The organism is Clostridium autoethanogenum DSM 10061 (assembly GCF_001484725.1).
Taxonomy (GTDB): Bacteria; Bacillota; Clostridia; order Clostridiales; family Clostridiaceae; genus Clostridium_B; species Clostridium_B ljungdahlii.
The window spans coordinates 1,453,091-1,468,085 of sequence record NZ_CP012395.1; the positions used below are offsets into that span (position 1 = coordinate 1,453,091).

13 protein-coding genes and 1 other annotated feature are annotated in these 14,995 nt (G+C 31.1%); of the genes, 4 read left to right on the forward strand and 9 right to left on the reverse strand.

Annotated elements, in window-relative coordinates; genetic code table 11:
* Window positions 1-120 precede the first annotated feature (120 nt).
* Window positions 121-837: a 2,3,4,5-tetrahydropyridine-2,6-dicarboxylate N-acetyltransferase gene (dapD, locus tag CLAU_RS06505; protein ID WP_023162203.1), complete on the forward strand. Its 717-nt coding sequence runs from the start codon at window positions 121-123 to the stop codon at window positions 835-837.
* Between the two features lie 76 nt (window positions 838-913).
* On the opposite strand, the gene CLAU_RS06510 is transcribed toward dapD, so the two are convergent.
* The 3 genes from CLAU_RS06510 to pdaB all read right to left on the reverse strand — a co-directional run bounded on the left by CLAU_RS06510 (window position 914) and on the right by pdaB (window position 3,133).
* Window positions 914-1,639 carry a single-stranded DNA-binding protein gene (locus CLAU_RS06510; protein WP_029169898.1) on the reverse strand — a complete coding sequence of 242 codons (726 nt, stop codon included), beginning with the start codon at window positions 1,637-1,639 and terminating at the stop codon, window positions 914-916.
* A gap of 80 nt (window positions 1,640-1,719) precedes the next feature.
* Window positions 1,720-2,217: a hypothetical protein gene (locus CLAU_RS06515; RefSeq protein WP_023162205.1), complete on the reverse strand. Its 498-nt coding sequence runs from the start codon at window positions 2,215-2,217 to the stop codon at window positions 1,720-1,722.
* A 163-nt stretch (window positions 2,218-2,380) separates the two neighbouring features.
* Window positions 2,381-3,133: a polysaccharide deacetylase family sporulation protein PdaB gene (pdaB, locus tag CLAU_RS06520; RefSeq protein ID WP_023162206.1), complete on the reverse strand. Its 753-nt coding sequence runs from the start codon at window positions 3,131-3,133 to the stop codon at window positions 2,381-2,383.
* 190 nt (window positions 3,134-3,323) lie between these two features.
* On the opposite strand from pdaB, the gene CLAU_RS06525 reads away from it, so the two are divergent.
* On the forward strand, window positions 3,324-3,851 hold the full coding sequence (locus CLAU_RS06525; RefSeq protein ID WP_023162207.1) for a DUF4364 family protein: 528 nt from the start codon (window positions 3,324-3,326) through the stop codon (window positions 3,849-3,851).
* A gap of 4 nt (window positions 3,852-3,855) precedes the next feature.
* Here CLAU_RS06525 and CLAU_RS06530 read toward each other — a convergent pair whose 3' ends face one another.
* Window positions 3,856-4,743 carry a YncE family protein gene (locus CLAU_RS06530; protein ID WP_029169899.1) on the reverse strand — a complete coding sequence of 296 codons (888 nt, stop codon included), beginning with the start codon at window positions 4,741-4,743 and terminating at the stop codon, window positions 3,856-3,858.
* 146 nt (window positions 4,744-4,889) lie between these two features.
* Here CLAU_RS06530 and CLAU_RS06535 point away from each other — a divergent pair, with 146 nt between their 5' ends.
* Window positions 4,890-5,141: a TIGR03905 family TSCPD domain-containing protein gene (locus tag CLAU_RS06535; protein ID WP_013240091.1), complete on the forward strand. Its 252-nt coding sequence runs from the start codon at window positions 4,890-4,892 to the stop codon at window positions 5,139-5,141.
* Between the two features lie 570 nt (window positions 5,142-5,711).
* Here CLAU_RS06535 and CLAU_RS06540 read toward each other — a convergent pair.
* The 5 genes from CLAU_RS06540 to CLAU_RS06560 all read right to left on the reverse strand — a co-directional run bounded on the left by CLAU_RS06540 (window position 5,712) and on the right by CLAU_RS06560 (window position 13,335).
* Window positions 5,712-7,058 carry a bifunctional folylpolyglutamate synthase/dihydrofolate synthase gene (locus tag CLAU_RS06540; RefSeq protein ID WP_023162211.1) on the reverse strand — a complete coding sequence of 449 codons (1,347 nt, stop codon included), beginning with the start codon at window positions 7,056-7,058 and terminating at the stop codon, window positions 5,712-5,714.
* Window positions 7,059-7,229: 171 nt separating this feature from the next.
* Window positions 7,230-9,878, reverse strand: coding sequence for a valine--tRNA ligase (locus tag CLAU_RS06545; protein WP_023162212.1), 2,649 nt, complete (start codon window positions 9,876-9,878; stop codon window positions 7,230-7,232).
* Window positions 9,879-9,963: 85 nt separating this feature from the next.
* Window positions 9,964-10,175, reverse strand: a binding site (T-box leader).
* A 90-nt stretch (window positions 10,176-10,265) separates the two neighbouring features.
* Entirely contained in the window at window positions 10,266-10,670 is a 405-nt protein-coding gene (locus CLAU_RS06550; protein ID WP_023162213.1) for a hypothetical protein, read from the reverse strand.
* A gap of 203 nt (window positions 10,671-10,873) precedes the next feature.
* Window positions 10,874-11,704 carry an ABC transporter substrate-binding protein gene (locus tag CLAU_RS06555; protein ID WP_013240095.1) on the reverse strand — a complete coding sequence of 277 codons (831 nt, stop codon included), beginning with the start codon at window positions 11,702-11,704 and terminating at the stop codon, window positions 10,874-10,876.
* 65 nt (window positions 11,705-11,769) lie between these two features.
* Window positions 11,770-13,335 carry a PucR family transcriptional regulator gene (locus CLAU_RS06560; protein ID WP_013240096.1) on the reverse strand — a complete coding sequence of 522 codons (1,566 nt, stop codon included), beginning with the start codon at window positions 13,333-13,335 and terminating at the stop codon, window positions 11,770-11,772.
* 347 nt (window positions 13,336-13,682) lie between these two features.
* Between CLAU_RS06560 and CLAU_RS06565 the strand changes: the two genes are divergently transcribed.
* The gene (locus tag CLAU_RS06565; RefSeq protein ID WP_013240097.1) at window positions 13,683-14,789 is read left to right on the forward strand and encodes a uroporphyrinogen decarboxylase family protein; all 1,107 of its coding nucleotides are present in this window, start codon (window positions 13,683-13,685) and stop codon (window positions 14,787-14,789) included.
* The last annotated feature ends 206 nt before the right edge of the window (window positions 14,790-14,995 follow it).

The window sequence follows — 14,995 nt, forward strand, 5'->3', positions numbered from 1 at the left end:
TATCTACATACTTAAACTTTTATATGTTATAATTTGCTTAAAAAACTAAAAACGTAGTTATGCTTACTATAAAAGACTAAAATTTATTCATTATAAATAAAATGGAAAGGATGATTTAAAATGGAAGCAAAATACGATCTTACAGATCCATACCAAATAGCAAAGTATATAAAAGAGGCTAAGAAATCTACTCCAGTCAAAGTTTACCTTAAAGGTGACATATCAAATTGTGATTTAGGCAATATAGAAAATTATAATAGTGGTGATTTTTTCATTCTCTTTGGTGAAAGCGATGAAATATCAAAATTTTTAGAACAGAACAAAGATAAGATCACGCAATTTAGAATAGAACAAGACAGAAGAAACTCAGCCATTCCCCTTGCTGATTTAACAAATATGAATGCCAGAATTGAACCTGGTGCTATTATAAGAGATAAAGTTAAAATAGACAAAAATGCAGTAGTAATGATGGGAGCAGTTATAAACATAGGTGCAGAAATAGGTGAAGGCACTATGATAGATATGAATGCAGTAGTAGGTGCTAGAGGAAAACTTGGTAAAAATGTTCACTTAGGTGCTGGAGCTGTAGTAGCTGGAGTTTTAGAACCACCTAGTAAATCACCTTGTGAGATAGGTGACAATGTACTTATAGGAGCTAACTCCGTAATCCTAGAAGGAGTAAAAATTGGAACTGGCTCTGTAATTGCAGCAGGTTCAGTAGTAACAGAAGATATACCTGAAGGAGTTGTAGCTGCTGGAAGTCCCGCAAAAATAGTAAAGTCAGTAGATGACAAAACTAAAGGTAAAACTAAAATTTTATCAGATTTAAGGAAATAATTTATATGGAAAATACAGGGTATAACCTCCTTAAATTTCAAGGACAAGGTCTATACCCTGTAAATACAAATTTTGTTTACGATATACGCTTATCGCCTATGTTATCCCCTAAGCTATTTTCATCTTCATTTTTAGGTTGTTCTTTTTCATCTTCTTCGTTTTCTTCCTGCATTTTTTCTTTATCTCTGTTAACTTTTTCCATTTTGGATATAGAAACTTCATACGCTATTTTCTTTACAGTTTCAGTATCTGATATCTTTTTTTGATATTCTCTACTCTGTAATCTTCCCCAAACCCTTATATTGTCACTTACTTTTAATGACTTACAGAACCTAGAATTTCTTCCCCAAGCAATGGTAGGTATGTAATCAGACTTATTATAAGCTCTGTTTACAGCTAGAAGCATATCTGAGATTTCTCTACCAAAGGGAGTTGTCCTATAAACTGGCTCCTTACATATAAATCCATCAAGAAAAATTTGATTTGGATTTTTACTCCTTTCAGTGCAAAAATCTATATTTCTCGCAAATACAGTTAATATCAATCTGTTTGCCCCATCCACAAATTTATTGTAGGACCTAAGCTGTCCTTCTATTATTACATCGGTTCCAACTTTGATATCCATTCCACCTATAAGTCTCTCTGAAATTGTAATGAATAGTATATCCTTACTTTCACTTAATCTAGGAACCTCAACATTAAAGGTGTAAAAACCCTCTCCATACATTTCGTGGCTAAATTGTAATTCTGAAGCTACTGTACCTTCAAGATAGATCTTATTGTTTAACATTAAATTGTCCATCATAAACCCCTCTTTCCCTTAGTTTTAAATGTTTCACTATCATATAGTTATTCATCAAAAAACAAAAATATACTTATAATTTAGCTTAAAGTCATAAATGTTTTATTTTTGATCAAATCATAAATGCACTTGTCTTCCATAAGACCTATAGTTATAGCTACTACAGCTGCGTAAAGTTCATCAATATCTTTGAGTGCCATATTAACTGGAATTTCCTGAGCCTCAATCACCCTTTTTCCCTCATATATAATATCCCTTTGGAGGCAATATACAAATCCGCTAGAATAGTCTAAGCTCGATATAGTAACCGTATTCTTATTTCCCAGTCCATAGGTTATGATGCAACCGGATATATCTACATTATTTTTCTTTTTGCTTATTAAATCCATATTTACAAAACAATAATCTCCATCTAGAACTTTGTACCTTTCATCTATAGAATTTAGCACTACATAATTTACCCTTCTACTAACATCATTGTCTGTAAAAGTGGAGTAGTCTAAATTCATTAAATCAAAAAGCTCTACCAAATATCTCTTAAACTGGGCATTAGTTTCAATAACTTCTATAGATTGCATCTTTATTACCTCCTGTTAAAATATATGTTTTAAAATTATTTTAAACAGGATATGTTTTTTTATACTATTTTCTAAATTGTAATCCAATCATTGATACTTGCCCTCATTGCCATTATAATACATATTTATTGTGTTTTTCAATAACTGTTTAATATAAGTCATATTAATTTCTCATCTGCTTTCCGTCATAGTCCATTTTATAGTTATCTTTGTATATCAAATCCCCTACCTTAACAAACTTGTATCCTTTTTCCTTTAAGTTTACTATTACCCTTTCTAAATTAAGTGGTGTATACTTTGCACTATTATGAAATAATAATATAGAACCAGGTTTTGTACTTTTTATAACCCTGTTGTATTCAAGATCTGCCCCCTGCTCTTTCCAGTCTATACTATCTACATCCCATTGAATGCAGTAATATCCTGAATTCTTTACTGTATCTATTACATCGTCATTATAAGACCCTTCAGGACATCTAAATAATTTTGTTCCACTTCCTATTATGCTTCTTATTTTAGCTTCATTTATGTTTATATCTTCAATAATTTTATCTCTAGATATTTTCGTCATATTAGGGTGCCTATTTGAATGATTTCCTATTTCATGTCCTTTAGTATATATCTCCTTTAGCTTATCGGGATTTTTATCAACCCAGTCCCCTACTACAAAGAATGTAGCTTTTATATTATGTTTATCCAGTACATTTAATATCTGATCAATGTATTCATCTCCTAGACTAACATCAAAGGTTATAGCAACTTTTTTATCTTTTGTGTCAACACAATAAATAGGTAATTTCCTATTTACTCTTGCAAATGCCCCTTCATATCTATAATTTGCAAATAATGATACGCCAATAGCTATAAGCAATAATATTGACACCATAAATATTTTTTTTATACATCTTGATTTCAATTTTTACCTCCACAATATATTTATTTCATAATTTTATATAGTATTTTATAACAACAAATATTACAAAATTTAAAAAATTTATTGCAGATATATTACATTCAAAAATATGCATTCAAATATTTTATACAACTATGCTATAATATACATATATATTATTTTAGTATTCTTAATTCAATGGAGAGGATTTTAAATGTTTGAAAATACTTTAGAACTAGCAGAAAATAAATTACTTCTGCTTTACATATTTAAAAAAATCAAGTTTCCTATTTCCAATAATCAAATAACTGAAGTCATACTGGAAAATGACTTCATAAATTATTTTACTCTTCAGCAATATTTAAATGAGCTTCTATCTTCTAATTTTATCAAGCAGATAGATTCTCAAAGTAACCATAAATTTATAATTACAAAAAAAGGCATAAAGGTGTTGTCCCTCTTCGGAAATAGAATTTCCAAAGATAAAATAGATATATTAGACAACTATATAGATCAACATTTTAATGGCATAAAAAGTAAAATCTCAGTAAATGCCAACTATACAACTAAACATAAAAACAGTTTTATGGTAAATTTAAAAATATCGGAAAGTAATTCCACCTTAATGAACTTGAAGCTAAATGTGGACTCTAAAAAAACTGCCCAAAAACTATGTGAAAAGTGGGAAAAAAACTTTTCAGAAATTTATTATAAAATAGTTGAATTACTTATGGAAGATTAAATATTTATTTGACAACCATACCTGTAGGTTCTCCACCTATAGGTATATATTTTTTATTCTCATCTTTTAAATTTACCTTTATCAATAAATTGTTATAATTATCACCCACATATAAACTTCCCCTTCGTTTTAATACCCTCGCAGGCATCCCCCCTACAATCAACCTCTTTTTCTCCTTATAGTTATTTATATCCAAAACACTTATTGTACCATCTCCAAAATTGGATACAAAACAGTATCTACTGCTGCAGTATATGTCTACTGGCGAATTTCCCACAATAATTCTACTTATAATTTTATAGTTTTTAAGTGATAATATGGCTATACTTCCCCTAAACTCCGATCCTATATTGCTTTCACAGATAAGTATATGCTGTCCATCCACTGCAAACACAGCCTTAGTAGGGTAGCATCCTACTCTTATGTTAGCTATACGTTCATTTTTTTTGCAGTCTATTAAGGTTATGCTATCATCTTCCATATTAGATATTACTAGCAGCTTTCTTTCCTTATTCAAACATATACTATAAGGAAGATTTCCGCAGGGAACTTCTTCAACTACTCTTCTCATATTAAGATCAAAAACAAGCAGACTGTTTAAATCACTGCATATTATATATGCATTATTTTTATAGGTAATAATATCATTGCAGCATGCCCCAACATAATAACTTTCTTCCTGAATTTCATTTTTTATATCTATTATAGATATGCTGTTATTATATTTGTTTGCCGTTATAAGCTTAGAATCATTTAAACATACACCATGGGGTCCAACTCTATAGGTCATGTCCTCAGATTTTAAATGTATTCTAGTTTCTTCATGAAAATCATCCAAATTCACCTTTGATACCGTATCAGAAGAAGTGCTACATATATAAAGATACTCCAACACACCATCGCCCCCTTACAACTATAATATGAAGGTTAGCTAAAATAGGTAATACTAATTAATTATTTTATTTTGTTGTATATTAACTTTATATTCTATATAATTATTTTGTTAATACATTATTTTATATGAAACAAGGTGATGAAATGTACAGTTATGTAACAAAAGGAGTTTGTTCAAGTCAAATAAATTTTGATGTTGTAGAAAACAAAATTAGAAATGTAAATTTTGTAGGAGGATGTAATGGAAATTTACAAGGTATATCAAAATTAGTAGAAGGAATGGATGTAGCTGAAGCTGTCGAAAAATTAGAGGGAATTTCCTGCAGTGGAAAAGGGACTTCCTGTCCTGATCAATTTGCAACTGCCCTTAAAAAATTAGTTTTAAGCCGTAAGTAAAAAATTTATTTAACATATAGATCTTCTAAGCAAAAAATCAACTTATTCTATGGATATTTTTTACAACCTTCAGTTCATTAAATATTTTGATAAGTCTAAGTAAAAAATTCTAAAAAAGCTAAGAACTTTTGAAAACTCGTACCTCAGACAATTCAAAAGCTCTAAGTTTTTACGAATTTTTTTCTAAGACTTATATGCAAAATATTTAAAAGAACTTCATTATTGTAAAAATATGCCTACGTATAAGTTGATTTTTAAGTTAGAATACCCATATAAATCTATATAAGACTTCTAATTGAAATTTAATCTTATACGTAAAATGTAATGACAAAATTGAAAGCGCCTTTAAAAACTTTTCCATAAGTCTTAGCGAGGCATTTTAGAAAATCTTAGGAGCTTAGATATGTTTGAGGTACGAGTTTATCTAAGGTTCTTAGATTTTCAAAATGCCGAGCTTCAGACTTGTCAAAAGTTTTTATGGTGCTAAAATTTGTCATTACATGCTTTGTATAAGTTAACTTTCAATTAGAAGCATAAGTTTATTTTTAGTTAAAAGCCATAACTTCAAACTTATTTGCTGTTATTGTGCTTTCTTATAATTTTTCTCATGTCGCCTATCATATAAAGAGAACCTGATATCAATAGGATGTCATCTTCGCTGCAGTAGGAAAGTGCCTTTTCGTAAGCCTCTTCATAAGTATCCAAAGCTTCGCATTTGGAATTATATTTTTCTATGACCCCTTTTAACTCTTTTGAACTTTCAGCTCTTGTATTGTTTGGGGTAACGGCTATTACTCTCTCCGCTAAAGGAACAATAGTTTTTACCATTACTTCAACTTCTTTATCTGCCAATATACCCAGTATAAGTATCATCTTATTGTAGTTAAAATAGGTGCATAAGTTTTTCCTCAGCATGGAAATTCCTTCTCTATTGTGTGCTCCATCTATTACAACTAGTGGTTTGCGGTGCATTACTTCAAGTCTTCCAATCCATTTCACATTAGAAAGTGCTTTTAATATAGTCTGCTTATCTATATTAAATCCATATCTAGACAGTTCCTCTATAGCAAATAGGGCACAAGCACAATTTGTAAGCTGATGTCTACCTAAAAGGGATAACTCAATATGGTAATCTTCTTTTTTTGTATGTACCCTTATCTTTTGCACATATTCTTTGCTGTTATTGTTCACCTTTTCCTGATCTTCAGGCTCTACACAATCACAAGGAACCTTTATAAGTGTGCTTCCCCTTTCACTGCATACTTTTTCTATAGCTTCTTCTGCTTCTTTCTCTTCAGGATAAAGTATTACGGGGATACCAGGCTTAACTATTCCTGCCTTTTCATGAGCTATCTCAGCTAAGGTATCTCCTAGTATCTGCATATGATCATAACTTATAGAGGCAATTATGCTAAGCAATACTCCTCCATCTTCTTCTTTTGAAAATGGTGCCATAACATTTGTGGCATCAAGTCTCCCCCCAAGTCCCACTTCAACTACAGCTATATCAACTTTCTTCTCGTAAAAATAATAGAACATAGTACAGGTAATTATCTCAAATTCGGTAGGGTTTTCATACCCAAGTTCAATAACTTTTTTAACAACTTCTGCCACCTTGGTTACTACCCTACTCAAATCATCCCTAGGTATATTGACACCATTTATCTGAATTCTCTCTTCAAACACCTCTAAATAAGGTGAAGTATACATACCTACCTTAAATCCTGCTTCCATTAGTATTCTATTTATCATTGCCGTAATAGAACCTTTTCCATTGGTACCCGCTACATGTATTGTCTTTATTTTCTTCTGTGGGTTACCTAAAAGCTCTAACATCTTTTCTGTTCTATCAAGTCCATAGTTACTTCCAAATTTAGCAGTAGTTTCTATATACTCAACTGTTTCATCATAATTCATAGTAACACATCCCCACATTTTTTTATTTTATCCAACGACCGCGTCCCTAGATAAGTTCTTTTCCTAAATAATAACGTATTCTAAGTGTTAAAGGCACTAAAAATACTGTTAATAAGACTCTGATGGAGATAGAGGTATTCCTCTTAGCAAAACTCCACCTGAGTCTTAGAATTACTTGATATTCTGCAATCTTTCAATTACAGTATTCAGCATTTCTCTGTACTTATCTCCTTTTTCCCTTTCTGCATTTACCACAGCTTCCGGTGCCTTGGAAACAAATTTTTCATTTGAAAGTTTATTTTCCACTCTCTTTATTTCTCCCTCTAGTTTTTCCTTTTCCTTATTAAGTCTTTCAATTTCCTTATCCATATCTACTAGATCAAAAAGTGGAATAAATAATTCTGCTCCTCTAGTTACTGCCGATACTATATTTTTTGGTGCATCATTTTTATCTTTTAAAAATTCAACTTCACTAGCAGAAGCTAATTTTTTGAAATAATCTTCTCCATTTTGAAAAGCTTCATATGCATCTTTTTCAGCTACATGAACCATGATTTTTGCTTTTCTGGAAAATGGTACATTCATTTCTGTTCTAATATTTCTTATTTCTCTAATAGCCTCTATAATATATTCCATATCTTTTTCTGCCTTTAAATCCTTCAGGCTTTCATCATATTCTGGCCATTTTGATATAGTTATGGATTCATACTCTGTATAAAGGTGAGTATATATTTCTTCAGTTATAAAAGGCATTACAGGATGTAATAGCTGCAAACTTGTAGATAATACATTGTTTAATACATTGTATGCCACACCCTTAGCTTTTTCATCCTCACCATACATAACAGGTTTAACAAGTTCTATATACCAATCACATAATTCTCCCCATATAAAATCATATAATTTCTGAGAAGCTATTCCAAGTTCAAATTTTTCTATGTTGTCTGTAACTTCTCTTACAAGAGTATTTAATTTAGACATTATCCATCTATCTGCACCACTGTAATCTTTGCAGTCTTTATACTTATTCATCAAATCTTCATCTATGTTCATAAGTACAAATCTTGAAGCATTCCATATTTTATTTGCAAAATTTCTAGACGCTTCAACTCTTTCTGGATAATATCTTATGTCATTTCCTGGTGCATTTCCTGTAATAAGAGTAAATCTAAGAGCATCTGCTCCATATTGTTCTATTACCTCTATTGGGTCTACACCATTTCCAAGGGATTTTGACATTTTTCTTCCTTGAGAATCCCTTACAATACCGTGTATAAGTACATTTTCAAAAGGAATATCATCCATACAATAAAGACCTGAGAATATCATCCTTGCAACCCAGAAAAATATTATGTCATATCCTGTAACAAGAGTATTGTTAGGGTAGAAGCATTTCAAATCCTCTGTCTTATCTGGCCATCCAAGTGTTGAGAAAGGCCATAGTGCAGAACTAAACCAGGTATCAAGTACATCTTTATCCTGCTCTAAGTTAGTTGAACCACACTTTGTACATTTCGTAGCTTCTCCATCTGTTACTATAACTTCGCCACAATCCTTACAGTACCAAACAGGAATTCTATGTCCCCACCAGAGCTGTCTTGAAATACACCAATCCTGAATGTTTTCCATCCAGTTAAAGTAAGTCTTTTCAAACCTTTCAGGTACAAATTTAACCTTTTTATCTCTTACAACCTTAATAGCAGGTTCTGCTAGTGATTTCATCTTTACAAACCACTGCTTTGAAAGCATAGGTTCGATAGTAGTACCACATCTGTCATGACATCCTACATTATGTGCATGTTCTTTGATTTTAACCAAATATCCCTGCTTATCTAAATCTTCTACTACTAACTTTCTAGCTTCATATCTATCAAGTCCATCATATTTTGTTCCAGGTAATTTTATAGTTCCATCTTCATTCATTATTATTATTTCAGGAAGGTTATGTCTCTTTCCTACATGATAGTCATTAGGGTCATGGGCTGGTGTTATTTTAACTGCTCCTGTACCAAACTCCATGTCTACATAGTCATCCTCAACTATAGGTATTTCCCTATTTATAATTGGAAGTATAGCTTTCTTTCCTACTAAATGCTTATATCTTTCATCCTTAGGATTAACTGCAATGGCTGTATCTCCAAACATTGTTTCAGGTCTTGTAGTTGCAATTTCAAGGTATTCGTCACTGCCTACAACCTTATATTTTATGTGCCAAAAATGTCCCTGCTGCTCTTCATACTCGATTTCAGCATCGGATATAGCTGTCTGACATTTAGGACACCAGTTTATTATCCTGTTTCCCTGATATATAAGGCCATCATTATATAGTTTTACAAAGAACTTTTTTACTGCCTTATTGAGGCCTTCGTCCATAGTAAATCGCTCTCTTGTAAAATCTGTAGAACAACCAAGCTTCTTTACCTGATTTCTTATTCTTCCCCTGTATTCATTACTCCAATCCCAAGTCTTTTCAAGGAACTTTTCTCTTCCTATTTTCTTTTTTTCTATTCCCTTTTTTAGAAGTTCTTTTTCAACTTTTACCTCAGTTGCAATACTTGCATGATCTTCACCCGGAAGCCATAGTGTACTGTAGCCTTGCATTCTCTTTGTTCTTATTATTATGTCCTGTATAGTATCATCTAGCGCGTGTCCAAGGTGCAATTTTCCTGTAATATTTGGAGGTGGTATTACTATTGTATACGATTTTTTATTTTTATCTGCTTTGGGTGTAAAATATCCTTTTTCTTGCCAAAGATCATAAAGTCTGTCCTCAAATTCTTTTGGGTTATAAGTAGTTGCCATTTCTTTCTTTTGTGCCATCAAATCTCCTCCTAATTATTAGATATTCTAATATTAATACCAATTCAAGTATTTACATTCTTAAATCAAAAAAAAGCCTTCATCCATAAAGGACGAAGACCCGCGTTACCACCTTTTTTCCTGTAAATACAGGCTCTTAAAAAATAACGATTAAGAAAACCGTCTTTACCTACTGTTATTTCAGCAAAGAAACTCCAAAGCTACCTTCAAGATAATCCATATAGAAAACCTCTCAACTAACAGATTTTCCTCTCTTTATACTCCATTATCTCTAATCCTCTTTTTCACAGTTAACAAATTCAAATTTATATAGTTCTATTATAACGTTATTTTTCAACCTGTCAAGAATTTTTATAGTAAATTCCTATATACATCAATCTTATACAACTAGTATTTTTTAAACATATTTCCTGGCGAATCATTCAATAATTTTACACACAATCTATATTTATAGTGTATCATAGAAAGGTATTCTTCTTCCGATAATACATCTTGAAAATCATCTTCATCTACAAGACCATATTTAGGATGAAATATAATAGCTCTATAATTTATGCCACCATTTCTTACTCCTATAAAAAATACAGCAATAAATTTTTCATTATCTGCATTTAACAAAGTTCCTGGAATATATGCTTCATCCATTTCATTATATGAAGCTCCATATAGATCTTCAAATTTCATACCTATGTCCCTATACACCTTTTCAAAATAAAATGGATTCTCTGCTATTTTTTTAAAATCAACCTTTCGAGCATAATCTTCTATATAATCTAAATATTCATTATTCAAAACGTACACCACCTACCATTCATACAGTAAAAAGACTAATTGTATTTTATTCCATTATATCAAAAGTTATGTGTGGGCAGAGTTTAAATTTAAAATTAATAGTTAAGAATTAATAGTTATAATTAATTTTCACTCATTTTTCACTATTAATTCTTAACTTAAATGTAATTTTCAATTACTAATAATCTATTGATGTATATAAGTTATTTAATAGCTTTTTCTGCAAAAGAGTTATTAACTATCTTATTAAAGTCTGGTCTTGAAGGTATTAAACTAGGTTTATAGTTTTGTATTATATCCTCAAGTCTGTTTAAATCCTGCTGTTTTATAACTGGCGTAGTCGCATAGGCATTTATAGCTCTATAATTTTTCACTACAGAAATCAAGATATCTTCATCTGTTCCAGGGAAAAATGATTTTATAGCCTCAGCCACTTCTTTGTCACTGTGTTTTTGAACCCATATTTGTCCTTGATGAATTGCATCAGTGAATTTTTGTATAGTCTGTGGATTCTTTTCCATATAGGATTTAGTTGAAAAATAACAGGTATATGGAAGCACACCAGCAGATTTACCTACTGAAGCAACTACGTATCCAGTTTTATCTTTTTCAAGCATACTAGCTGTTGGTTCAAAAAGTGCAACATAATCCCCTGTTTTCGATTTAAAAGCTCCTCCTGTTGCAGTGTAGGCAATATTTGTCATCAAGTTAACGTCTTTTCCAGGTTGAATTCCATTTTTCTGCAATACGTACTCCAGAGCCATTTCGGGAACTCCACCAGGTCTTCCCCCAATTATACTTTTACCTTTTACAGATTTCCAATCAAAGTTTTTTTCCGCTTTTCTACCAACTAAAAAAGAACCATCCGTAGTTGTAAGTTGTGCAAAAAGTACGGGGTAATCCTTTCTCTTCTGGTTATATATATATATTGTCTGCTCCGGCCCACAAAATCCAATATCACAACTTTTACTAAGTACCTGCTGCATAGTCTTATCTGCTACCATTACAAAAACACAAGTTTTTATTTTTAGCATTATATTTCGAAGAACGTGTAAAATTCGTTCTCTTTAATATTAGTAATAACTTTAGCAGCCTATTCTTAAAACTTAAAATTTAATGACTTAGTAAACATTAGAATTTTAAAAGTCAAATAGAGATGAAACGCTGTGTCCACATCGTCCAGATTAATATTCATAACTTTTTCTATAGTCTTAATATGTGATGTCAAAGTATTCCGATGGATTCGCAAATCAGCAGCTGTTGCTGCTATTCTCTTTTCGTTTTTAAGATAGGTATAAAGTACTTTCATATTATTCGTATGTTGATTATTATCATACTCAATTAAAGTAAATATAGATACATGACAAAACTTTATTAATTCGTCTTTACTTTGGCAAATGTCCAATAGGCAGTATAAAACATACTTCTCATAAAAATAAAGGTGATCTTTCTTTGCTGTAATTATTCCATATTCTATTGACTTTACAGATTGACGGTAGTATTCTTGCAAATTGGAAATATTGTAAAAACATCTGCTTACCCCACCGTACATATTGCTTTTTTTAAGGAAGTCTGCAAGTTTTTTTATATCATTCTGCTGAGCAGTCATTTTTGTGCTGCAACTGATAACTGCTACAACGGAATTATCATATATAATACATTTGCTCCCGCTTATAATTTGTTCAAAAATATTACATAAATATTGAACATCGACTTTTTCTATAATGTCAGATTCCGTAAATTGAATGGTCAATACATATAGATTTTCTTTCAGGTTTAAATCAAGACATTTAATTCGATCATTTATAATTTTAGAATTGATTTTTTTTCCATCAAGAATTTGGGTAATAAAGGATTCATACATATATCCATTTGAATTTTGGATAAATCTTCCTTTTTGCATTTCAGAAGAAATGATTTCACATAAAAGTTTGAAAAGTATTATGTCATTTTCGCTAAAAAGTTTTTCATACTCTAACATGGCGATAGAACCAACAATTTTATTATCAGAAACAATCTTAGAAATAAGTCGTGCAACGTCAAAGATTTCTTTTCCAACATAAACCGGGTCAACATTTCTGCTAATAATATCAGATAGCTTCTTAGCTTCAATCATAGATATTGACTCATAGGAAAAGTATCCATTTAAGACTAAGTCATTCCAAAATATATCGTTTACTTCAATACTGCCGCAATAAGAAAGCAGCTTAGAGCTAGAGTCAATAAGAATTATTGGATTACTAAGCAGTTTATAGGCAGTATTAATAATACCCTGCAGACCCTTTCCATGAATAAATGCATTAATTAATTTCTCACGCTTTAATTGGATTTTCTGCTCATTGGCGAAAACACTTTGTATCTTATTAAAGATACAAGCCACTTCAACTTTACTCTGTATCAAAATTAAATTTAGGTTTTCCTCTTTAGAATTCACATCAAAGTGTGTATTTTCAGTTACACAAATGATATTTACTGGTATATTTGAAGGGATACTTTTGGGAAAATCTAAAACTAAGCCAACATATAAATACTGTGGTTCAAATATTACCTGATTAATTTCCAGTAGTTTAACAGCTTGTACTAGTATTTCGTTATCTTGTGATATAAATACTTCCAGATTAAACTCTATCAATTCTTGTATGATGCTATTCAGACTCACAGCCATACTATTCACCTCTTGATTACAATTATAGTACTTAGGGGAAAGCCTTTATTAAAAATATTATCATCATATTTGATGTATTTCAAACTTTCATAAGTTACTAATGTAAAAACTGATTTTAGCTTATAGCTATTGTTATGCCTAAACTTTTAAAAAAGGACAGTGCTTTTTGCTGAAATTTATGTATACATATTCAGCCTAATGTTCATTGTAATGAAAACGTTAACTTGTTATAATTATATAGCAAAGTTTATTTTTAAAAAAACCATATATGATTATATTTATAACATATGGAATAATATTTAAGATGTAAAACATTACAAGTTTAAAATTAGCGGAGGTGAAATAATATGAAGACATCACAAGAATTATACAATGAACGTTTAACCAGAATAAAAAAAGCAATAGCACTTGAAAAACCTGATAGAACACCTGTTATTCCATATGCAGATGCTTTCCTTGCTAATGTAGCCGGTGTTAAATTATCTGATTATGTATCAAATTTGGAAATCTCAAATAAGGTTCAAATAGATGGAGCAAAAATGTTTAGATTTGACGGCTCATCTGGAACCTTTTCAAATGCAGCAATGATGGGAATGATATTTTTTTCCAATATAAAGCTTCCTGGACGTGAACTCCCTGATAATACGCTCTGGCAAGTTGATGAGCGCGAATATATGACCGTTGATGACTATGATACCATAATAGATAAAGGTTTTGAGGAATTTCAGAACAATTTTTACGCTTCAAAGATAAATGTTGATTTTCAAAAAACCCAAGAAATAATTACTAAAGCTCCTCAATTTAACAAAAACATGCGGGATGAGGGATATCCTCTTTATTACGCAGGTACAATTTCCCATCCTGTTGATTACTTGAGTGGAGGCCGTACCATGGCAAAATTCATGGTAGATATAAGAAGAATACCTGAAAAGGTAGAAGCAGTAATGGATATAATAACTGATGCCAATATTAAGGCAATGAAACAGAGTATTCAAAATGCTGTAGATCCTATTTCTGTATTCGTAGCTATGGGACGCGGCTGTCCTGACTTCTATAATCCTAAATTATGGGAAAGGTTTATATGGAACCCTCTTAAAAAGATAACTTATGCCGTAATAGAAACAGGATTAACTGCAAACTTTCATATTGATGCCAATTGGCAGCGTTCTCTTGACTATTTTAAAGATTTTCCAAAAGGCACCTGTGTTTTTGAAACAGATGGAACAACTGATATTTATAAAATTAAAGAAAAATTAGGAGACCGTATGTGTATTAAAGGAGACGTACAAGCTGCAAAACTTACTCTTGGAACTCCTGATGAAATATACAATTACAGTACTCAGTTGATAAAGGATATGGGAAGAGGATTTATACTTGCTTCCGGCTGTGGTATACCCCCAAATGCAAGACCCGAGAATGTTAAAGCAATGGTGGCAGCAGCACTAGGAAAGTAATAAATTTGAAAACATTCATATCAACATTATTTACAAAACTTAATGGATTTCAGTTAAAAGTTTAAGTAAAAACACCCTTTTCAATATTACAATAATTCAATATATTTAAAAATTTCTTTTCGAACTTATTCAGATAACTCATAATGAGCATTCCTGAATAAGCTCTCTTTTTCTGTTCTTAATATTCTTAAAATACAGCCTAATAT